At 73.7% G+C, this 19716-nt stretch carries 21 protein-coding genes; 12 read left to right on the forward strand and 9 right to left on the reverse strand.

Going from position 1 to position 19716, the window contains the following annotated elements; genetic code table 11:
• The first annotated feature begins 67 nt into the window (after window positions 1-67).
• Complete coding sequence (locus tag E4U92_RS19055; protein WP_174863936.1) at window positions 68-634, forward strand: TetR/AcrR family transcriptional regulator; 567 nt, start codon at window positions 68-70, stop codon at window positions 632-634.
• A gap of 145 nt (window positions 635-779) precedes the next feature.
• Complete coding sequence (locus E4U92_RS19060) at window positions 780-2282, forward strand: DHA2 family efflux MFS transporter permease subunit (protein WP_137301638.1); 1503 nt, start codon at window positions 780-782, stop codon at window positions 2280-2282.
• Between the two features lie 96 nt (window positions 2283-2378).
• On the opposite strand, the gene E4U92_RS19065 is transcribed toward E4U92_RS19060, so the two are convergent.
• The gene (locus E4U92_RS19065) at window positions 2379-3371 is read right to left on the reverse strand and encodes a LacI family DNA-binding transcriptional regulator (RefSeq protein ID WP_137301639.1); all 993 of its coding nucleotides are present in this window, start codon (window positions 3369-3371) and stop codon (window positions 2379-2381) included.
• Window positions 3372-3694: 323 nt separating this feature from the next.
• Between E4U92_RS19065 and E4U92_RS19070 the strand changes: the two genes are divergently transcribed.
• From E4U92_RS19070 to E4U92_RS19080, 3 genes are all read left to right on the forward strand, one after another.
• Complete coding sequence (locus E4U92_RS19070) at window positions 3695-5425, forward strand: discoidin domain-containing protein (protein WP_137301640.1); 1731 nt, start codon at window positions 3695-3697, stop codon at window positions 5423-5425.
• 102 nt (window positions 5426-5527) lie between these two features.
• Entirely contained in the window at window positions 5528-6898 is a 1371-nt protein-coding gene (locus tag E4U92_RS19075) for a DUF1996 domain-containing protein (RefSeq protein ID WP_137301641.1), read from the forward strand.
• Complete coding sequence (locus tag E4U92_RS19080; RefSeq protein ID WP_229862966.1) at window positions 6874-7428, forward strand: DUF305 domain-containing protein; 555 nt, start codon at window positions 6874-6876, stop codon at window positions 7426-7428. Before E4U92_RS19075 ends, E4U92_RS19080 begins: the two co-directional genes overlap by 25 nt.
• A gap of 36 nt (window positions 7429-7464) precedes the next feature.
• Here the strand turns inward: E4U92_RS19080 and E4U92_RS19085 are convergent, their stop codons facing one another.
• The gene (locus tag E4U92_RS19085) at window positions 7465-8607 is read right to left on the reverse strand and encodes an FAD-dependent oxidoreductase (RefSeq protein WP_137301642.1); all 1143 of its coding nucleotides are present in this window, start codon (window positions 8605-8607) and stop codon (window positions 7465-7467) included.
• Window positions 8608-8727: 120 nt separating this feature from the next.
• A complete protein-coding gene (locus E4U92_RS19090) occupies window positions 8728-9423 on the reverse strand; it encodes a TetR/AcrR family transcriptional regulator (RefSeq protein WP_137301643.1) in 696 nt (231 codons plus the stop codon).
• Between the two features lie 141 nt (window positions 9424-9564).
• On the opposite strand from E4U92_RS19090, the gene E4U92_RS19095 reads away from it, so the two are divergent.
• From E4U92_RS19095 to E4U92_RS19120, 6 genes are all read left to right on the forward strand, one after another.
• On the forward strand, window positions 9565-10059 hold the full coding sequence (locus E4U92_RS19095) for an SRPBCC family protein (RefSeq protein WP_137301644.1): 495 nt from the start codon (window positions 9565-9567) through the stop codon (window positions 10057-10059).
• Window positions 10052-11671: a phytoene desaturase family protein gene (locus tag E4U92_RS19100; protein ID WP_137301645.1), complete on the forward strand. Its 1620-nt coding sequence runs from the start codon at window positions 10052-10054 to the stop codon at window positions 11669-11671. Before E4U92_RS19095 ends, E4U92_RS19100 begins: the two co-directional genes overlap by 8 nt.
• A gap of 138 nt (window positions 11672-11809) precedes the next feature.
• Window positions 11810-12262 (forward strand): hypothetical protein, encoded by a 453-nt coding sequence (locus tag E4U92_RS19105; RefSeq protein WP_137301646.1) that lies wholly within the window; start codon window positions 11810-11812, stop codon window positions 12260-12262.
• Window positions 12263-12282: 20 nt separating this feature from the next.
• Window positions 12283-13164, forward strand: a complete 882-nt coding sequence (locus tag E4U92_RS19110; protein ID WP_137301647.1) for an SDR family oxidoreductase — start codon at window positions 12283-12285, stop codon at window positions 13162-13164.
• 40 nt (window positions 13165-13204) lie between these two features.
• Window positions 13205-13444, forward strand: a complete 240-nt coding sequence (locus E4U92_RS19115; RefSeq protein ID WP_137301648.1) for a hypervirulence associated TUDOR domain-containing protein — start codon at window positions 13205-13207, stop codon at window positions 13442-13444.
• A 19-nt stretch (window positions 13445-13463) separates the two neighbouring features.
• The gene (locus E4U92_RS19120) at window positions 13464-13940 is read left to right on the forward strand and encodes an MSMEG_6728 family protein (RefSeq protein ID WP_137301649.1); all 477 of its coding nucleotides are present in this window, start codon (window positions 13464-13466) and stop codon (window positions 13938-13940) included.
• On the opposite strand, the gene E4U92_RS19125 is transcribed toward E4U92_RS19120, so the two are convergent.
• Window positions 13898-14356: a GyrI-like domain-containing protein gene (locus E4U92_RS19125; RefSeq protein ID WP_206666475.1), complete on the reverse strand. Its 459-nt coding sequence runs from the start codon at window positions 14354-14356 to the stop codon at window positions 13898-13900. The genes E4U92_RS19120 and E4U92_RS19125 overlap by 43 nt on opposite strands.
• A gap of 58 nt (window positions 14357-14414) precedes the next feature.
• Here E4U92_RS19125 and E4U92_RS19130 point away from each other — a divergent pair, with 58 nt between their 5' ends.
• Window positions 14415-14660, forward strand: a complete 246-nt coding sequence (locus E4U92_RS19130; RefSeq protein WP_137301650.1) for a nuclear transport factor 2 family protein — start codon at window positions 14415-14417, stop codon at window positions 14658-14660.
• Window positions 14661-14687: 27 nt separating this feature from the next.
• Here the strand turns inward: E4U92_RS19130 and E4U92_RS19135 are convergent, their stop codons facing one another.
• From E4U92_RS19135 to E4U92_RS19155, 5 genes are all read right to left on the reverse strand, one after another.
• Window positions 14688-15401, reverse strand: coding sequence for a GAF domain-containing protein (locus E4U92_RS19135; protein ID WP_137301651.1), 714 nt, complete (start codon window positions 15399-15401; stop codon window positions 14688-14690).
• Between the two features lie 148 nt (window positions 15402-15549).
• Window positions 15550-17151 (reverse strand): NAD-dependent malic enzyme, encoded by a 1602-nt coding sequence (locus tag E4U92_RS19140; RefSeq protein ID WP_137301652.1) that lies wholly within the window; start codon window positions 17149-17151, stop codon window positions 15550-15552.
• Between the two features lie 120 nt (window positions 17152-17271).
• Complete coding sequence (locus tag E4U92_RS19145) at window positions 17272-18357, reverse strand: sensor histidine kinase (RefSeq protein ID WP_137301653.1); 1086 nt, start codon at window positions 18355-18357, stop codon at window positions 17272-17274.
• Window positions 18350-19078 (reverse strand): response regulator transcription factor, encoded by a 729-nt coding sequence (locus tag E4U92_RS19150; RefSeq protein ID WP_137301654.1) that lies wholly within the window; start codon window positions 19076-19078, stop codon window positions 18350-18352. The genes E4U92_RS19145 and E4U92_RS19150 overlap by 8 nt, the downstream gene beginning before the upstream one ends.
• 175 nt (window positions 19079-19253) lie before the next feature.
• Entirely contained in the window at window positions 19254-19649 is a 396-nt protein-coding gene (locus E4U92_RS19155; protein WP_137301655.1) for an ArsR/SmtB family transcription factor, read from the reverse strand.
• Between the last annotated feature and the right edge of the window lie 67 nt (window positions 19650-19716).

The raw sequence follows: 19716 nt of genomic DNA on the forward strand, positions 1-19716 counted from the left end.
ACCAGGGTACGGAACCCGCGGTCCTCCGCGGTTGACGAAGTTAGTAATTGAGTACTAACTTCGTCGCATGGCCAGGATGAGTGCGGAGGAGCGGCGCGAGAGCGTCATCCGTGCGGCCACCGCCGAGTTCGCCCGCGGTGGCTACCACGGCACGTCCACGGAGGCGATCGCCAAGCGTGTCGGCGTCTCGCAGCCGTACCTCTTCCGGCTCTTCCCCGGCAAGAAGGGCATCTTCCTCGCCGTGGTCGAGCGGTGTCTGCACGACACCACCCGCATCTTCGAGGAGGCGTCCGAGGGGCTGAGCGGGGGAGAGGCCCTGCAGGCCATGGCCGACGCGTACAAGCGCCTCATCGCGGAGCGGCCGGACGCGCTGATGATGCAGATGCAGATGTACGTCGCCGTCGCGGCCGCCGAGCAGGAGGGCGACCACGAGTTCGGCGAGTCCGTGCGCCGTGACTGGATGCGGCTGTGGGACACCGTCCGCGCGCCCCTCGGCGGGGACGACGACACGACCGCCTTCATGGCCTCGGGCATGCTGATCAACTGCCTGGTGGCCATGGGATTTCCGCCGGATCACCGGGTCTGGGCGGGATGTTTCCCGGCGGACGCCGGCAAGGCCCGCCCGAGGGAGTGACGTCGAGCGGGTCCCCCCGCAAGCGTCGTTCCGTCCGGACCGTCGCTTTTTTCTGCCTTGAGAAGTTAGTCATCAATAACTAACTGCGTCGACCAGCCACCCTCTCGGCTGCCGACCCAGCCACCGACCACCCCCTGGGGGAGAGATGTCGAAGAACGAACCGGACAGCGCCCCGTCCGCACGGTCCATGTGGTGGGCCCTCGTCATCACCAGCGTCGCCGGCTTCATGGCGGCCCTCGACAACCTCGTCGTCACCACCGCGCTGCCCTCGATCCGCGAGGACCTGGGCGGCGCCCTGGACGACCTGGAGTGGACCGTCAGCGCCTACACGCTGACCTTCGCCGTCCTGCTGATGTTCGGCGCGGCCCTCGGCGACCGCTTCGGACGCCGCCGCCTCTTCCTCGTGGGGCTCACCGTCTTCACCGGCGCCTCCGCGGCCGCCGCGATGGCGCCGAGCATTGGCGCGCTGATCGCCGCCCGCGCGGTGCAGGGCGTCGGGGCCGCCGTGCTCATGCCGCTCACCCTGACCCTGCTCACCGCGGCCGTGCCCGCCGCCAAGCGCGGCATGATGTTCGGCATCTGGGGCGCGGTCAACGGGCTGGCCGTCGCCGCGGGCCCCCTCATCGGCGGCAGCCTCACCGAACACGTCTCGTACCACTGGATCTTCTGGATCAACGTGCCCATCGGCCTCGCCCTGCTGCCGCTCGCCCGGCTGCGGCTCGCCGAGTCGCACGGCGCCGGGGCCCGGCTCGACGTCCCCGGCACCCTGCTCGCCAGCGGCGGACTCTTCGGCATCGTGTACGGCCTGGTCCGCGGGCCCGCCGACGGCTGGACCGACCCCCTCGTGCTGACCTCGCTGTTCACGGGCGCCGTGCTGATCGCCGGGTTCGTCCTGTACAGCTCCCGTGCGGCAGCGCCGATGCTGCCGATGCGGCTGTTCCGCTCCCGTGCCTTCTCCGGCATCAACGCGGCCAGCCTGCTGATGTTCGTCGGCATGTTCGGCTCGATCTTCCTGCTCAGCCAGTACATGCAGGGCGTGCTCGGCTACTCGCCCACCGAGGCGGGCCTGCGGATGCTGCCGTGGACCGGCATGCCGATGCTGGTCGCCCCCGTCGCTGGCATCCTTTCCGACCGGATCGGCGGCCGTCCGGTCGTCGCCGCGGGCCTGTTCCTCCAGGCCGCGGGTCTCGCCTGGCTCGCCGCCGTGGCCACCGCCGACGCCTCCTACGCCTCCCAGCTCCCCGGCCTCGTCCTCAGCGGCATCGGCATGGCCCTGTACTTCGCACCGGCCGCCAACCTGGTGATGTCCAGCGTGCTCCCGCACGAACAGGGCATCGCCTCCGGTGCCAACAACGCGCTCCGCGAGGTCGGCGGCGCGCTCGGCATCGCGATCATGTCGTCGATCTTCTCCGCCCAGGGCGGCTACGAGAGCGCCCAGAGCTTCGTGGACGGCCTGCGGCCCGCCGTCGTGGCCGGTGCGCTGCTCGTCGTCCTCGGCGCCTTCGCCGCGCTGGTGATACCCGCCCGACAGGGCCTCACCGCAAGGGAGTCGGCGGAGCCCGACGCGTCCTCCGACGAGGCGGAGGCCGGCGTGACCGAAGCCTCCGCCGGGCGCCCGGCGGCCCTGGAACCGACCGCCACGCGCTGAGGCGGGCGGCGTCACGTTCCGGCCCGGCGCCGTGCTCATCGCAGCACGGCGCCGGGCCGCGTCCGCGAGGGCAACGGGGCGGCTCCGGCCGTCCCTTCAGCTCGACTCGCGGACCACAAGTTCGTTCGGCATGATCACGGGCTTCCTCGGGCCGCCCTCGATGAGCGCCAGCAGCAGCCGCACCGTCGCGGTCGCCTGGTCGGCCATGGAACTGCGCACCGAGGTGAGTGCGGGCGTGGTGTAGGCGGCGGCCTCTATGTCGTCAAACCCGACCACGGCCACGTCGTCCGGGACCCGTCGGCCCGCCTGGTGCAGGGCCCGCAACGCCCCGATGGCCATGAGGTCGTTGGCCGCGAACACCGCGTCGAGGTCCGGGTCGTCCTCGAGGAGCTGCCGCATGGCCTCCGCGCCCGACACCCGGGTGAAGTCGCCCAGCGCGACGATCGAACGGCGCCCGGTGCCCCGCAGGGCCGCCCGGTACCCCTCCAGTCGTTCGCGGGACTCGTAGAGGTCCAGCGGCCCGGTGATGGTGGCGATCCGGCGCCTGCCCCGGTCGAGCAGGTGCCGTACGGCCAGCTCCGCGCCGCCCGCGTTGTCCAGCGCCACGTACGGCACGTCCGTCGCGGCGGTGCGGTTGAAGGACGCGACGGGCAGGCCCATGCGGGCGAGCGCGACCGGCAGGGGATCGGCGCCGTGCAGGGCCACGAGCATCACGCCGTCCACGTGGCCGCCCGCCACGTAGCGCTCCACCCGGGCCCGGCTCTCGTCGGACTCGGCGAGGATCAGCACCACGCGTCTGCCGACGGCCTCCAGCTCGCGGCTGACGGTGCGCACCACGGTCGAGAACAGCGGGTCGTCGGACACCACGCCCTTGGGCGGGTCGGAGACCACCACGGCCACGGCGTCCGTGCGGCGGGTGACCAGGTTGCGGGCGGCGGCGTTCGGCACGTACCCGAGCTCCTGCACCGCCTGCATGACGACGTCCCGGATCTCCGGCGCGACGGTGGTCTCCCCGTTGATGACCCGGGAGACGCTCGACTTGGACACGCCGGCCCGGGCGGCGACCACCGCGAGCGTGGGTCGTTTCATCGCCTTCCGATCGCCGGTGCCCGGCCCTCGAGTTCCAGGGAGCGTTTTCCCCTCAGGATGACCTCGGCCCGATCCGGCTGTCAACGGGCCTTTTCTCGCTGACCGCTGGGGCCGCTCTCCGCCAACTGAGCGGTTCCCGGGGCCCGTCGGCGGGTGCCGTGCACACCGCCGGAATGGATCTCAGGAACCGTTCCCCGGAACCAGCCGTGTGCGTCAGGGGTGTTACGAGCCTGTTGCTCAAAGCCTTGACAGTCCCTCGGCACCGGCCCATTCTCACCCCTCAGGGAGCGCTCCCTCACCCTTCCCCCACTGAGGAGTCGCCCGTGCATCCCCTGCTCCGCCGCATCGGCTTACCCGCCGTCGTCGCGGCCGTCCTGCTCACCCTCGTCAGCCTGCCCGCGCCCCGCGCCCACGCCGCCGAGACCCTGTTGTCGCAGGGCCGTCCCGTCGTCGCGTCGAGCACCGAGGAACCGTTCGGCGCGCCCGGAGCCGTCGACGGCAACCCGGCGACGCGCTGGTCCAGCGCCTTCTCCGACCCGCAGTGGATCAGGGTCGACCTCGGAGCCCCGGCCCGCATCAGCCGCGTCTCCCTCCAGTGGGAGGCGGCCTACGGCAAGGCGTTCCGCATCCAGGTGTCGGACGACGCCCAGACCTGGTCGACCGTCCACGAGACGACGGACGGCACCGGCGGCACCCAGAACCTGACCGTGTCGGCCACCGGCCGCTACGTCCGCATGTACGGCACCCAGCGCGGCACCGGATACGGCTTCTCCCTCTGGGAGTTCCAGGTCTTCGGGACCGGCGGCACCGGCGGCGACCCGGGCGGCGGTGGCGGCGACACGCTGCTGTCGTACGGGAAGACGGGCGCGGCCTCGTCCTCGCAGAGCGACCAGAACTGCTGGGAGTGCACGCCCGCCCGGGCCTTCGACCGCGACCCCGCCTCCCGCTGGGCGACCAGCTCCACGACCGGCTGGACCGACCCCGGCTGGATCTCCGTCGATCTCGGCGCGACCGCGCAGATCTCCAAGGTGGTCCTGGAGTGGGACCCGGCCTACGCCAAGTCCTTCCAGATCCAGGTCTCGCCCAACGGCACCGACTGGACGCCCGTCTACTCGACCACGTCCGGCACCGGCTTCAAGCAGACCCTGGCCGTCTCCGGCACGGGACGCTACGTGCGGATGTACGGCACCGAACGCGCCACCCCCTACGGCTACTCCCTGTGGGAGTTCCAGGTGTACGGCACGGGCGGCGCCCCGGTCCCGGCGCCGCCGCTGCCCCCGGACCCGGCGCAGCCGCCGCGGCTGGTGTGGAGCGACGAGTTCGACGGCGCCGCCGGGAGCACGCCCGACCCGGCGAAGTGGCGGGCCGACCCCGGCACCGGGCAGAACGGCGAGCTGCAGTACTACACCGACCACCGCAACGCCGCGCTCGACGGCGGCGGCCACCTCGTCATGGAGGCCCGCAAGGAGGCCAGCCCCGGCCGGGCCTGCCCGCCCGACCCGCTGACCGGCAGCACCACCTGCCAGTACACCTCGGCCCGCATGAACACCGGCGCGACGTTCCAGTTCACGTACGGGCGGGTCGAGGCGCGCATCAAGGTGCCCAAGGGCAACGGGCTGTGGCCCGCGTTCTGGATGATGGGCGCCGACTTCCTCACCGGCCGTCCGTGGCCGTACAACGGCGAGGTCGACATCATGGAGGTCCTCGGCAAGGACGTGAAGACGTCCTACTCGACCGTGCACGCCCCCGCCTACAACGGCGGCAACGGGATCGGCTCGCCCTACCGGCTGCCCTCCGGCGCCGACTTCTCGGACGACTTCCACACCTGGGCCGCCGACTGGAACAGCAAGGGCATCGTCTTCAGCCTCGACGGGAGCCCCGTGTTCACCCTGGACAAGGACCAGGTGGAGCGCACCCGGGGCCCCTGGATCTTCGACCACCCCCACTACATGATCCTCAACCTCGCCGTCGGCGGCGACTGGCCCGGCCCGACCGACGCGTCGACGCCGTTCCCGTCCCGGATGCTCGTCGACTACGTGCGCGTGTACCAGTAGCGCGGCCGGCACCGGCCCCCCTTGTCAGGTCCGGCCCGGACACCTCCGTTCCGGGCCGGACCGCAGCCGCACCACGCCCCGCCCCTCAGATCAGGAAGTGACATGCGCAGATACTCCTTACACCTCTATCCCGTCCTGGTCGGTGCCCTGGCGATCGCCCTGGCCGCCGCCCTCGGCATCACCCTCGGCGCACCGGCCGCGCGGGCCGCCACGGTCACGGTCCAGGCCGAGTCCTACGCGGCACAGTCCGGCGTCACCCTGGAGACGACCGCCGACCTGGGCGGCGGGCAGAACGCCGCCTACCTCGCCGACGGCGACTGGATGCGGTTCGACCAGGTCGACCTCGGGGCGGCCGGCCGTCTGACGGTGTCGGCGCGCCTGGCCTCCGCCACGGGCACCGGGTCCGTCGAACTGCGCACCGGTTCCCTGACCGGTCCGCTGCTCGCCGTGATCCAGGTCAGCCCCACCGGAGGCTGGCAGACCTGGGCCACCCGCAGCGCCGACGTCACCACCCATCCGACCGGTCCACAAACCGTGTTCGCGGTGCTGCGCAGCACCACGCCCGGTGACTTCGTCAACATCAACTGGTTCTCGTTCGTCAGCGGCGGCGACGAGCCCGCGCCGGGCTGGGTCGACGTCGACCAGGCCAAGTGGCAGGCCCAGTTGAACCAGTTCCGCGCCATGACCCCGGCGCCGGTGCCCGCCAACGCGGTGCGCGTCCCCGAGTTCAACGCCACCTGCACCTACAGCCACTCCAAGCCCGACGACCCGATCGTCTTCCCCGGTCTGCCGGGCGCCTCCCACATGCACAGCTTCTTCGGCAACAAGAGCACCGACGCCTTCACCACGACCCAGAGCCTGCTGGGCACCACGGCCACGAGCTGCACGCCCGCCAAGGACCTCTCCGCCTACTGGATCCCCACGCTCTACGAGCGCGGCAAGGCGGTCGAACCCGACGGGATGATCGTCTACTACGGCTCACGGCTGCCCGACCCCACGGCGACCGTGCCCTTCCCGCAGGGCTTCCGCATGATCGCGGGCAACGCCAAGCTGCAGGTGGCGACCCCGGCCGGCTCGCCCAACCAGTTCTGGTGCGCGGGACCGGGCGGCGAGACGGGCCGCAGCGCCGACGGCAACTGGCCGCTGTGCGCACCGACCGCCAAGCTGGTGTACCAACTGGTCTTCCCGGACTGCTGGGACGGCAAGCACCTCGACAGCCCGGACCACAAGTCGCACGTCGCCTTCACCTACGACGGCAAGTGCAGCGGCGCCTACCCGGTGGCGATCCCCTCGGTCTCGTTCGTCATCAGCTACCCGACCAGCGGGAGCGCCGACGGGTTCTCCCTGGCGTCGGGCATGGCCTCGTCCATCCACGGCGACTTCTTCAACGCCTGGGACACCGCGGCCCTCGGGCAGCGCGTGAAGGACTGCATCGTGCAGAGCGCCAAGTGCAACTCCGCCGGAACGTTCTGACCCGGCGGACGGCGGCCGCCCTGCTCCTGGGCCTGGCGGTCGCCGGCTGCACCCCGCAGCCGGCGGCCGACCGGCCCGCACCGGCCGCCTTCAACGACACCGACACCGCGTGGATCCAGCTCATGATCCCCATGGACGAACGGGCCGTGCTGCTCACCGACTTGGCGCCCGCACGCGCCGGGCGGCCGGCCCTGGCCGCCCGGGCGAAGGAGGCGCGCAAGCGACTCGGTGACGAACTCGTCGACCTGCGCGAGCTGTTGCGTCTGTCAGGCGTGCCCGACACTCGCCCCCACGAGGGTCACACCATGCCCGGGATGGTGAGCCTCGACACGGTGCGCAGGGCGAGGACCGTGTCCGGGGAGCACTTCGACCGCCTCCTCGCCGAGAGCCTGCGGGCCCATCTCGTCCAGGTCCGCATGCTCTGCGCGAGCGAACGCACGTCGGGGAGCGCCGAGCAGGCGAAGGACCTCGCCGCCGTGATCGAAAGGAGTGTCGCCGAGCAGATCACCCGCCTCGACGCGGTCACGTGAGCACCGGCGTCGCCGTCGGGCGGGGCGGAGCCGCCGTCACGCACCGCCCCGCACGGACGTGAAGAACTCGGTCGTCCGCTCCAGCCCCTGCTCGCCGAACATCGTCTCCAGACTCGCGGCGGACGCGGCGGCGGACGCCTCGCTGCGCGGGAACAGCGCCTCCTCGTACGCGGCGAGGGCCGCCTCCGGGTCGCCCGGGTGGGCGGCGACGGCCCCGGCGAGCTCGGCGCCGTCCAGCATCGCCAGGTTGGCGCCCTCGCCGGCGAACGGGGACATCAGGTGGGCCGCGTCACCGAGCAGGGTCACGCCCGGGACGCGGTCCCAGCGGTGCCCGACCGGCAGGGCGTGGATGCGCCGCGGGACGAGCGCGCCGTCGGCGTCGGCGACCAGGCCGCGCAGACCCTCGTCCCACCCGTCGAAGTGCGCGAGGACCGCGGCCTTCGCGGCGGCGGCGTCACCAAAGTCGACGGTGTCCAGCCAGCCCTCGTCGACGCGCAGGGCGGTGTAGACGTGCAGGCTGCCGTCGGCCTCCCGGTGGGCGAGGAAGCCCCGGCGCTCACCCAGGCAGAGGAAGAACCCGCCGCCGACCAGGGCCGCGCTGCGCGGGTGCCGGGTCACGGCGTCCAGGAGGTCGGTCTCGACGAAGGAGACACCGGTGTACGCGGGCCGGGCGTCGGACACCAGGGGCCTGATCCGCGACCAGGCGCCGTCCGCCCCGATGAGCAGGTCGGTGGTGAGGGCGGAGCCGTCGGCGAAGGTCACCTCGTGGCGGCCGTCGCCCAGGGGCCGCGCGCCGGTGACCTTCCGGCCCCACTGGACCGTGCCCTCGGGCAGGGAGGCGAGCAGCAGGTCGCGCAGCTCTCCCCGGTCCACCTCGGGCCGCCCGCCCGTGGGGTCGTCCTCCTCGGCGACGTGCACGGTGCCGTCCGGGCCGAGCAGGCGCAGCGCCTGGCCGCCCGGGTGGACGATCCGGCGGAACTCCTCGTAGAGCCCGGCGGCGCGCAGGGCTTCCTGGCCGCTGTCCTCGTGGATGTCGAGCATGCCGCCCTGGGTGCGGGCCGAGGCCGACGCCTCCGCTTCGAAGACGGCCGCCTCGACGCCGTGCACGTGCAGGACGCGGGCGGCGGTGAGACCGCCGAGGCCGGCGCCGATGACCGCGACGGGATGGTGGGTGCTCATCTGGTGCCTCCTGGCGGGACGCGGGACGTGCTGACACCCAGAGGCTAACGAACATGTTCGTGACGAACAAGTTCGTCGCATGCGTGAGGGTCCCCGTCATGCACCGCGGGTCGCGCCCCGTCAGTCGGTCCGACGGGGGAGCGGTGTCCCGGCGATGCCGTTGATCAGGACGTCGAAGCCCCAGGTCAGCCGGTGGTCCACCGGGCCCGCGAGCAGCGCGGGGAGATGAGCCCTGATCATGGGGTGGGTGGATTCGTCCACCCCGTGCACCGCACGCGACAAAGCGTTCCAGTCGTCCTGCGAGGCGGGCGAGTCCTCCTGGGTGGCGTGTTCCGCGGCGACGGCCGTGGCGTGCTGGAGCAGCAGGTCGAGGCCCCAGGCGACCTGGTCCGGGGCGGCACCACCGCGGGACAGCAGGTCGAGGACGCGCTCCACCAGGGCGAGGTAGTTCTCCCCGCTGGGCCGCGCCACCAGCGCCGAGCGGGCCAGTTGCGGGTGCCGGAACAGGACGTCGGTGTACGACTTGAGCACCGCGAGGAGCTGCTCCCGCCAGTCCGCCTGCACGTCACCGCCGGTCAGGTCGACCTCCCCGAGCAGCGCGTCCAGCACGGCGGCGTGCAGTTCCGCGGTGTTGGCCACGTAGACGTACAGCGAGGCGGGCCCCGTGTCCAGCTCCTGGGCGAGACGGCGCATGGTCACCTTCGCCAGCCCCTCGGCGCGCAGGATGCGCAGGGCCGTGCCGACGATCCCCGCGCGGGTCAGGGCCGGTTTGGCGGGGCGTTCGCGGCGGCTGATCGGGTCTCGCTTCGCATCCATGGGCGGATCGTAACGAACGCGTTCGCCCGGACCCGGGCCCCGCCCCGGCACCCGGTCGGCCGGACGTGGGGGACGACGGTTGGAGCCGCCGCTTCCCGGGCACCCGGGGGGCCCGTCCGTGAAGTGTGCTCGGAGGTGCGCATGGCGGTTCGTCACCGTCTGATCAAGACCGACCCGTCCGTGGTGTGGGACGTGATCGCCGACGGCAACAGGTACGCAGACTGGGTCGTGGGCACCGGCGCCTCGCGCCCGAGCCGGGGCCAGTGGCCCGAGAAGGGCGCCTCGATCGAGTACGAGGTGCCGATCGGGCCGTGGCGGCTCAGCAACGAGACGATCGTGCGCCGCTGCGACGAGGGCCGCCAGCTCGAACTGGAGATCCTGGCCGGCCCCCTCGGCACCGCCCGCTTCTCGATCGAGCTGCGCGAGTGGGGCGAGTACTGCCTGGTCATCGCGGACGAACATCCGCTGCAGGGCGCAGGGGGCGCGCTGCACAACTTCGGCGCGGAGGCAGTGATCCAGCTCCGCCACCGCACCATGCTGGCCCGGCTCGCCCACTGCTGCGAGGAGCAGGCCGAAAAGAGCCACGAGCCGGCCGCCCGCGGCCTCGGCGTGCAGGAGAACCCCGGCCATGCCTGACGCCGTGGTCATCGGCGCGGGCCCCAACGGGCTCGTCGCCGCCAACCTCCTCGCGGGCGCCGGCTGGAGCGTGGTCGTCCTGGAGGAACAGCCGGAACCGGGTGGCGCGGTCCGCCACGACCGGGGCGTCCACCCCGACTACGTCAACGACCTCTTCAGCTCCTTCTACCCGCTGGCCGCCGCCTCGCCCGTCCTGGCCTCCCTGCACCTGGAGGACCACGGCCTGCGCTGGAGCCACGCCCCGCACGTGCTGGCCCACCCGCTGACCGACGGGCGGTGCGCCGTGCTGGACCGGCGGATCGACGTCACCGCCGACTCCCTGGAGGCGTTCGCCCCCGGGGACGGCGAGGGCTGGCGACGCCTGTGCCGCCTGTGGGACACCCTGCACCAGGACGTGCTGGACGCCCTCATGACCCCGTTCCCGCCGGTCAAGGCGGGGGCCCGGCTGCTGCGCAAGCTGCGGGCGGCCGGCGGTCTGCGCGCCGCCCGGTCCCTCGTGCTGCCGGTGCGCCGGCTGGGGGAGGAGGAGTTCACCGGCGAAGGCGGACGGCTGCTGCTCGCGGGCAACGCCCTGCACGCCGACCTCGCCCCCGAGGCGGCCGGCAGCGGCGGCTTCGGCTGGCTGATGTCGATGCTCGGACAGACCTACGGCTTCCCCGTCCCCGTCGGCGGGTCCGGCGCCCTCACCGACGCCCTGGTGCGGCGGCTGCGCGCGCACGGCGGAGAACTGCGGTGCGGGGAGCGCGTGGAGCGCGTCATCGTGCGCGGGGGACGCGCCGTGGGCGTGCGGACCTCCGCCGGGGCGTCCGTGCCCGCCGGCCGCGCCGTGCTCGCCGACGTGGCCGTACCCGCCCTGTACGGGGAGCTCGTCGGCCCCGAGCACCTCCCCGGCCAGGTCATGGACGACGTGCGGCGCTTCCAGTGGGACTTCGCCACCTTCAAGGTGGACTGGGCCCTGGACGGCCCCGTGCCGTGGCGGGCCGAGCAGGCGAGCCGGGCCGGGACCGTCCACCTCGCCGACGGCGTGGACGAGCTGACCCGCTTCGCCGCGCAGATCGCCATGCACCAGGTGCCCGACCGGCCCTTCAGCCTGTTCGGCCAGATGACGACTTCCGACCCGAGCCGCTCCCCGGCGGGCACCGAGTCGGCCTGGGCGTACACCCACGTGCCGCGGGAGATCCGCGAGGACGCGGGGGACGAGGGCATCACCGGCGCCTGGGGCCCGGACGACCAGGAACGCATGGCCGACCGCGTGGAACGGCAGGTGGAGCGCTTCGCGCCCGGGTTCCGCGCACGCGTGCGGGCCCGCAGGGTCCTCGCCCCGCCCACCCTGGAGTCGCTCGACGCCAACCTGGTGGCCGGTGCCATCAACGGCGGCACGACCGCCCTGCACCAGCAGCTCTTCTTCCGGCCCGTCCCCGGCACCGGGCGCCCGGAGACCCCGGTGCCCGGTCTCTACCTCGCCTCGGCCGGCGCCCACCCGGGCGGCGGCGTGCACGGCGCCCCCGGCGCCAACGCGGCCCGTGCCGCCCTGCGCACCGCCCGCCTGCCCGTCCTCGCCGGGGCCCAGCGCCTCCTCACCCGCCGGGACCGCACCGGACGCAAACGCTGACCCCTCCCGCCGCACCCCGCGGAGCCCACGTTCACGCTCCCGGGCGCATCCGAAACCGCACAGGAAAGGGAACACCCAGATGAACGCCCACCCGCCGCGCCCCACGGGCCACGCCCCGCCGCACACCGAGGGAGACCCATGAACCACCACCACGACGGCCCCGACGCCCGGCACCGCCGCCCCGCGGGCGTCGACGACAAGACCGTCGAGGCCCTCGGATCGCTGTCGAAGGCACTGGAGACCGTCGAGCGGGCCCGCGGCCACCTCTACGGCTTCCACCAGCTGACCGGCACCGCCGACCTGGAACTCGACCGCGCGGTGCGGCTGCTGCGGGAGGCCGGGCACACCGGCTGGGCGGACAAGGTCGAGACCGAGGTCCTCGGCCGCAACGTCATCCCGGGCCACTGGACGTTCCAGATCGTCGAGGCCTACAACGACACGTACTACGACCCCTTCCGGCAGCTGGAACGCGCCGCGGTGGCCGAGCTGGCCGACGGACGCGACCACCTGTACGAGGCGGAGATGAAGGAGGACCGCCGCACCGAAGGCCACCCCGACCACACGGCGCGCCCGCCGGCCACCGACGCCTGAACCGCAGGAGGGCCGAACCCGTGCGTACCAGTCCCCTGAAGAACCGGACCGTCGTGGTGACCGGAGCGGCCCGCGGCCTCGGCGCGGCCCTCGCGTACGAGATCGCCGGCCGCGGGGCCCGCGTGGCGCTCCTCGGGCACGAGAAGGACCTGCTGGACGAGCTGGCCACACGGCTGCCCACCCCGGCGCTCGCGCTCGAGACCGACGTGACCGACCTGCCCGCGCTGCGGGAGGCCGCCGACCGCACCCGCCGCACCCTCGGACCGCCCTCCGCCGTCGTCGCCAACGCCGGCGTCGCGGACGGGGGCCCCTTCACCGCGACCGACCCGGCCGAATGGCGCCGGGTGATCGACGTCAACCTCACCGGCAGCGCCCAGACCGCCCGGGCCTTCCTCCCCGACCTGGAGGCGACCGCCGGCTACTACCTGCAGATCGCGTCCCTCGCGTCCCTCGGCGCCGCACCCCTGATGAGCGCCTACTGCGCGTCCAAGGCGGGCGTCGAGGCCTTCAGCCACTCCCTGCGCGCCGAAGTGGCGAGCCGCGGTGTCGCCGTGGGCATCGCCTACCTCAACTGGACCGACACCGACATGATCCGCGACGCCGACCGGTACACCGTGCTGCGCGAACTGCGCGGCCACATGCCGGGCCCCGCCCGGCACGTCTACGGCGCCGGCCGGATCGCCTCCCGGATCGTCGACGGCCTGGAGCGCCGCCGCACGGCGGTGTACGCGCCGGCCTGGCTGCGCCTCGTACAGCCCGTACGGGCCGCCCTGCCGCCGGTGGTCCTGCGCGCGGCCCGCCGGGACCTGTCGCGCCTGGAGGCCGAGGGGTCACTGCAGCCCACGGGCCTGCTGGGCGCCGGGGGCGAGGCCGACCGCCTCGCGGAAGGACGCGCGCGCTGAACCGGGGACAGACCAAGGGGGGCCCAGGAAAGGAACGGCCATGACCGACAAGAAGACGCAGAGCGACAAGTCCCAGGCGGACCTGGACAAGGGCGACGAGGTGACCTGGAAGAGCCACGACTCCACCGCCGAAGGCACGGTCGAGCGCGAGATCACCGAGCGCACGAAGGCCGCCGGACGCACCGTCGACGCCTCCCCGGACGACCCCCAGTACGAGGTCCGCAGCGAGAAGTCGGGCAAGTCGGCGGTGCACAAGCCGTCGGCCCTGCACAAGAAGTGAACCGCCGAGGACACCCGGCATGCAGACCTTCCTCCCCGACCCGGACTTCCGCCGCAGCGCGGAACTCCTGGACCGCCGCCGCCTGGGCAAACAGCGGGTGGAGGCGCTCCAGGTGCTGCGCGGCCTGACCGTCCCCGGGTACGGCTGGCGCAGACACCCGGCCGTGCGGATGTGGCACGGCTACGAGGAGGCCCTGGTCCGCTACGGCCTGGAGGTCTGCCGGGTGTGGCGGGAGCTGGGCCACCAGGACAGCTGCGCCGCCTCGCTGGTCGCCGGGTACGCGGCGGGCCGCCCGCACGCCTCCGTCCGCGACCAGCCAGCCCTCGCCGAGGCCGGGGAGCTGCCGCCCTGGCTCGGCGACGAGGCGTTCCACCTCAGCCACCGGTCCGCGCTGGTGCGCAAGGACCCCGGGACGTACGGGCCGCTGTTCCCCGGCACCCCCGACGACCTGCCCTACCTCTGGCCGTCGTCCGACCGGCAGGCGGCGGTCGCGTAGGGCACCCCGCGGACCCCGTCGCCCGGAGCGGGCTCACCCCGGGCGGGGCCCCGCGTCGGCGACCCGGAACACCGGCCAGCCGATCTCGGTTGCCACCGGTCGGCGGCCGGGGTGTCGCGCGGCCCCACCAGGTAGGTCTCGCGCACCGGGCCGGCCACGGCCAGGGCGTGGTCGGCGACCCACCTGCCCAGCTCGCCGTAGGTGACGTCGATGGTGTCGTGGGCGCCCGGGTGCACGGTGACCGCCAGCTCCGCGGGTGGCCGCTCGGTGCCCCGGACCCGGCCCAGGTCCGGCACCGGCGCGGCGACCGGCACGTACCCGAGCACGTCCCCGCGGCCCTCGCTGAACAGCGCGTTGCCGTAGGGGCCGCCCGAGGGACCCGCGGGCGCGCCGACCACGGCGTCCAGCTCCGCCATCGCGCCCGCGTACCAGGACAGCACGTGCCCACGGCGGCCGACTGCTTCGGCCGGGGCGGTGGTCGTCGACGACGGCTGCACCCACCGCGGCCGCGAGGCGGTCCGGGCGTGGCTGGGGCGGACCTCGTCCGAGTACAGCTACACGACCACCCCGCTGAGCGCCGTCCCGCACGACGACCGGCACTGGACGGTGACCCAGCGCCTCGAGGGCGACTTCCCCGGCGGCACCGTCGACCTCGCCCACGCCTTCACGCTCGACGAGGACGGACGCATCGCCGGGCTCACCATCACCCCGTGCGGGTGAACGGCCCGTTCGTCGGCTCCGGCCGACCTAGGCCGTGTCCTTCGGGCCGCGCAGGACGTCCCGGGTGATGTCGGCCAGCGTGCGGCCCGTGCGGAAGGCCTCGGCGCGCATGAGCGCGAGGGCGTCCTCACGGCTGACGCCGCGTCGGTCGGCCAGCGCCCGGGTCGCGCGCGCCGTGTCGAACCAGCGCGCGCGGACCGTGTGCCGCGGCTCCCACGCCGGGGCCGACTGCCCGGGGAGCAGCAGGTCCCGGGCGGGCATCAGGGCGGCCGTCACCGCGTCGGCCACGGCGGACGCCTGCTCCAGTTCGTCCGCGCCGAGCGCGTGGGCGCGGAGCGCCAGCAGGTCGACCGAGCCGAGGACGTAGTCACCGAAGAACAGCGGGAGGGCGTAGATCGAGCGCACCTCCGGCAGTCTCTCCCGCACGGTCGCGCCGAACAGCGGCCAGGGCGTCAGGCCGTCCCGCAGGTCGTGCACGGCCACCGGCTCGCCGGTGCGCGCGGCCGTGATGCACGGCCCCTCCAGCACCGTGAACTGAATGTCCTCCAGCTCCAGCGCGGCGTCGCCGGACGCGGCCAGCAGCTGGCGGGACGGGGTGTCGGTGAGCAGCGACAACGTGACGCCGTCCACCCCGAGCCCGTCGCACACGGCGGCGCACACCCGTCGGGGGACCTCCTCGTCGGGGGCGTCCGCCGCGGCCTCCGCGACCAGCCGCACCGCCTTCCCCACGTCCACCGTCATCCGGACCTCCGCGACCCGGCCACCGCCACACCACGCACGACGCCTCTCCCGTTCCCCCGCGCACCACCGCGCGACGCTCCTCAGGGGTGATCGGGTGCCCCGTGCGCCCGGCCGCACGCCGGTCACCGGCACGCCGCGCCTCCAGGGCTCAGCGGGACGGCTCGTCGTACCGCGGCGACCACTGGGCGCGCGCGACCGCCTCCCGCAGGTCCTCCTCGCCGGCCCGTGGGGCGACCCCGTCCTCGACGGCCGCCAGGGCCGCGGCCAGGGCGATCTCCCGGGCGGCCGCCCGCATGTCGCGCAGGGGCGGCAGCAACGGCGCGGGCCGCGATCCGTCCGTGGCGGAGCGCGCGGCACACCGGCCGACGGCGCGGGCGGCCGCGACCATCATCCGGTCGGTGACCCGGGTGGCCCGGGCCGCCGTCACCGCGAGGCCGATGGCCGGGAAGACGTACACGTTGTTCGCCTGCGCCACCGGCACCTCGTGGCCGTCGACCTCCAGCGGCGGGAACGGCGAGCCGGTCGCGACCAGGACCCGGCCGTCCGTCCAGCGGGCGAGGTCGGCGGGGTCGGCCTCGGCGTGGGAGGTCGGGTTCGACAGCGGGAAGATCACCGGCCGTTCGCAGGCGGACGCCATCTGCCGCACGATCTCCTCGGTGAACGCGCCGTGCGCGGTGGACAGACCGATCAGCACGGTCGGCTCCACCCGCCGCACCACCTCGGCGAGCCCGTACGACTCCCGCTCGTCCCCGCGGGCGTAGACGCGCTGCTCCTCGCTGAGCCCGTCACGGGAGGCGGTGAGCAGGCCGTCGACGTCCACGAACCAGAAGCGCGCGCGGGCGTCGTCCGGCGACAGGCCCTCGTCCGTCATCGCGGTGCGGATCATGTCGGCCACGCCGACCGCCGCTGAGCCCGCACCGAGGACGACGATCCGCTGGTCGGTGAGCCGGGTGCCCGCGACCGTGATGGCCGTGAGCAGCGCCCCGAGGGCCACGGCCGCGGTGCCCTGGATGTCGTCGTTGAAGGTCAGCAGGCGGTCCTGGTAGCGGGTGAGGATCGGGCGGGCGTGGGCGGTCGCGAAGTCCTCCCACTGCAGGAGCGTGCCGGGCAGCTCGGCCTCCACGGCCGACACCAGCGCCTCCACCAGTTCGTCGTACGCGGCGCCCGTGACACGTCGCTCCCGGCGCCCCAGGTAGTGCGGGTCGGCCAGCAGGTCCTCGTTGTCGGTGCCCGCGTCCAGCAGGATCGGCAGCGTCCGCGCGGGATGGATGCCGCCGATCGCGGTGTACAGGCTCAGCTTGCCGATCGGGATGCCCATGCCGCCGACCCCCTGGTCGCCCAGCCCCAGGATGCGCTGGCCGTCCGTCACGACGATGACGTCCACGTCCCGGTGCGGGCGGTTGCCCAGGATCTCCCGGAACCGGTGCCGGTCCTCGTAGGACAGGAACAGCCCGCGCGGCCGCCGGTAGATCTCGCTGAACCGCCGGCACGCGTCGCCGACGGTCGGCGTGTAGACGACGGGCAGCATCTCCTCCAGGTGCTCGGTGACCACGCGGTGGAAGAGCACCTCGTTGGTGTCCTGCAACTGGCGCAGGTAGATGTGCCGGTTGAGTGGCTTGTCGTAGCCGAGGAATGCCGCGTGCGCCCTGCGGGCCTGCTCGTCGAGCGACTCCACGGCGGGCGGGAGCAGCCCCTCCAGCCCGTGGGCGGTCCGCTCGTCGGGGGTGAACGCGGGTCCGTTCGCTGTCATGGTGAGGGGTCTTCCCCGGTCGCTCACGCGGCGACGCGGCAAGGGGCTGAGGAACCCCTATGGCCCAGGCCGCCGGTGGGCGTGCGCGTGGGCGGGGGCGCGGATGTCGGCGTCGGGCGGCTACGGCGTGGCCGGCAGCCGGACCGTCACGGCCAGGCCGCCCGCGGGACCGGGGTGCAGGGTGAGGGTCCCGCCGTGGGCGCGGACGATGCTGCGCACGATGGCCAGGCCGAGGCCGACTCCGGCGTGCTCGTCGGTGCGGACGCGTTCCGTGCCCCGTCGGAAGGGCTCCGTCAGGGTCGGTACCAGGTCCGGCGGGACCGGGCGGCCGGTGTTCGCCACGCGCAGCACGGCGGCGCCACCGGACGTCTCCGTACGGACCGTCACGGTGCCGTCGGCGGGGAGGTTGTGGACGATGCCGTTCTGGACGAGGTTCGTCACCACCCGCAGCAGGAGTTCGGCCGAGCCGCTGGTGCGGGCCGGCCCGCCGGTGACGTCGAGCGTGACGCCGCGCTGTTCGGCGAGGGGCAGCAGCGTCTCGGCGGCCTCCTCGGCGATCAGGGAGAGGTCGACGGGTTCGCGGGTGAACGTCCCGCTGTCGCCGCGGCTGAGCAGCAGGAGGGCGTCGGTGAGGCCGATCGCCCGGGTGTTGACGGCGTGCAGGCGTGCGATGAGCTCTTCCCGGTCGCGCGTGGGGTCCTTGCGGGCGACGTCAAGGAGCGTCCGCGAGATCGCGAGCGGGGTGCGCAGCTCGTGGGAGGCGTTGGCGGCGAACCGCCGCTGCTCGTCCACGTGGGACTCCAACTGGTCGAGCATCGAGTCGAACGTGTCGGCGAGCTCCCGGAACTCGTCCTGACGGTCCGTCATGCGGATCCGGTGGGACAGGGAGCCGTTCCCCGCCGACCGTGCGGCGTCCGTGATCCGGTCCAGCGGCGCGAGCATCCGGCCGGCGAGCAACCAGCCCCCCACCAGGCCGAACACGAGGAGGAAGGCCATCGCCTCGGCCGCGGCGGGGGCGAACGTGTGCACCAGGAGGTACCGGTTGGGGGAGACCCCGAGCAGGCCCTGGTCGTTGTCGGGGACGTAGCGCAGCAGGTACCACCACACCACGGCGAGCAGCAGGGCACCGGCGACGGCCAGGAACCCGGCGTAGCTGAGGGCGAGCTTCGCCCGCGCACTGGACCCGAGCCGCGGGCGCCTAGCCACGTCGGCGCCCGGGGCGGGGAGCGGGCCCGGCAGCGCCGTCGCCGCCGGGCTCCGGCTCGGGGCCCGCGTCGATGCGGTAGCCGACCCCCGGCACCGTGGCGATCACCCACGGCTCGCCGAGCCGCTTCCGCAGCGCCGAGACGGTGATCCGTACGGCGTTGGTGAGCGGGTCGGCGTTCTCGTCCCAGGCCCGTTCCAGCAGTTCCTCGGCGCTGACGACCCCGCCCTCGGCGGCGACGAGGACCTCCAGCACCGCGAACTGCTTGCGGGTCAGGGCGACGTACCGCCCGTCGCGGTGGACCTCCCGGCGGAACGGGTCGAGCCGCAGCCCGACGATCTCGCGCACCGGGGGCCGGGCGTACGCGCGCCGGCGGTCCAGCGCCCTCAGCCGCAGGACGAGTTCCCGCAGGTCGAACGGCTTGGTGAGGTAGTCGTCGGCCCCGAGCTCGAACCCGGACGCCTTGTCGTCGATCCGGTCGGCGGCGGTGAGCATGAGGATCGGGATGCCGCTGCCGGAGGCGACGATGCGACGGGCGACCTCGTCGCCGGAGGGGCCGGGGATGTCTCGGTCGAGGACGGCCAGGTCGTAGGAGTTGACGCCGAGCAGCTCCAGGGCGGCGTGACCGTCCCCCGCGATGTCGGCGGCGATCGCCTCGAGCCGCAGCCCGTCCCGGACGGCCTCGGCGAGGTACGGCTCGTCCTCCACGATCAGTACACGCATGTCAGCAGCGTAGGCAGCACGGCATATCGCCGCCGTATGCGAGGCCGGCGGCCAACCTTCCCCGGTGGGGCTGGCTGCGCTCGCCTCTTCCGCAGCCCGCCCGACCGGACGCTGCCGGGCTCGACGAGGACGGAGGCGGCGAACAGAGCTGACGCGGGGTCCGCCGCGCTGTGGCTCAGTGCCCGGCGGCGGCCGGGACGGTCGCGGGGGCCGGGGAGTCGTGCAGCCCCAAGCGCAGGTGCTCGACGTGGTAGAGGGCCTGGTCGAGGAGCTCCGCGACGTGGTTGTCGTACAGCGAGTAGACGATGGAGCGGCCCTGCCGCTCGCCGGTGACCAGACCGAGGTTGCGCAGGAGCCGGAGCTGGTGGGAGCAGGCGGAGGCTTCCATGCCGACGGCTTCGGCCAGTTCTCCGACCGCGCACGGGCCTTCCTGGAGGCGGGCCAGGATGTAGAGCCGGGAGGGCGTGGCCAGGGCCTGGAGGGTGGCGGCGACATCGGCGGTACCGACCGCGTCGAGGCGTTCGCGGGTGCTGGCGCTGCTCGTGGCGGTGGTGTCGCGTCCGTGGCCCATGGGCCCATCATACCGGTGACACTTGAAGACCTGTTCAGATGTACGGTGGAGGTGTTGCAGTCGTTCT

It is taken from the genome of Streptomyces galbus, from assembly GCF_005280195.1.
Classification (GTDB): Bacteria; Actinomycetota; Actinomycetes; order Streptomycetales; family Streptomycetaceae; genus Streptomyces; species Streptomyces galbus.

Coding starts and splice junctions, on each gene's coding strand:
- E4U92_RS19055 (WP_174863936.1), top strand. CDS start 68: ATGGCCAGGATGAGTGCGGAGGAGCGGCGCGAGAGCGTCATCCGTGCG.
- E4U92_RS19060 (WP_137301638.1), top strand. CDS start 780: ATGTCGAAGAACGAACCGGACAGCGCCCCGTCCGCACGGTCCATGTGG.
- E4U92_RS19065 (WP_137301639.1), bottom strand. CDS start 3,371: ATGAAACGACCCACGCTCGCGGTGGTCGCCGCCCGGGCCGGCGTGTCC.
- E4U92_RS19075 (WP_137301641.1), top strand. CDS start 5,528: ATGCGCAGATACTCCTTACACCTCTATCCCGTCCTGGTCGGTGCCCTG.
- E4U92_RS19085 (WP_137301642.1), bottom strand. CDS start 8,607: ATGAGCACCCACCATCCCGTCGCGGTCATCGGCGCCGGCCTCGGCGGT.
- E4U92_RS19090 (WP_137301643.1), bottom strand. CDS start 9,423: ATGGATGCGAAGCGAGACCCGATCAGCCGCCGCGAACGCCCCGCCAAA.
- E4U92_RS19095 (WP_137301644.1), top strand. CDS start 9,565: ATGGCGGTTCGTCACCGTCTGATCAAGACCGACCCGTCCGTGGTGTGG.
- E4U92_RS19100 (WP_137301645.1), top strand. CDS start 10,052: ATGCCTGACGCCGTGGTCATCGGCGCGGGCCCCAACGGGCTCGTCGCC.
- E4U92_RS19105 (WP_137301646.1), top strand. CDS start 11,810: ATGAACCACCACCACGACGGCCCCGACGCCCGGCACCGCCGCCCCGCG.
- E4U92_RS19115 (WP_137301648.1), top strand. CDS start 13,205: ATGACCGACAAGAAGACGCAGAGCGACAAGTCCCAGGCGGACCTGGAC.
- E4U92_RS19120 (WP_137301649.1), top strand. CDS start 13,464: ATGCAGACCTTCCTCCCCGACCCGGACTTCCGCCGCAGCGCGGAACTC.
- E4U92_RS19125 (WP_206666475.1), bottom strand. CDS start 14,356: ATGGCGGAGCTGGACGCCGTGGTCGGCGCGCCCGCGGGTCCCTCGGGC.
- E4U92_RS19135 (WP_137301651.1), bottom strand. CDS start 15,401: ATGACGGTGGACGTGGGGAAGGCGGTGCGGCTGGTCGCGGAGGCCGCG.
- E4U92_RS19140 (WP_137301652.1), bottom strand. CDS start 17,151: ATGACAGCGAACGGACCCGCGTTCACCCCCGACGAGCGGACCGCCCAC.
- E4U92_RS19150 (WP_137301654.1), bottom strand. CDS start 19,078: ATGCGTGTACTGATCGTGGAGGACGAGCCGTACCTCGCCGAGGCCGTC.
- E4U92_RS19155 (WP_137301655.1), bottom strand. CDS start 19,649: ATGGGCCACGGACGCGACACCACCGCCACGAGCAGCGCCAGCACCCGC.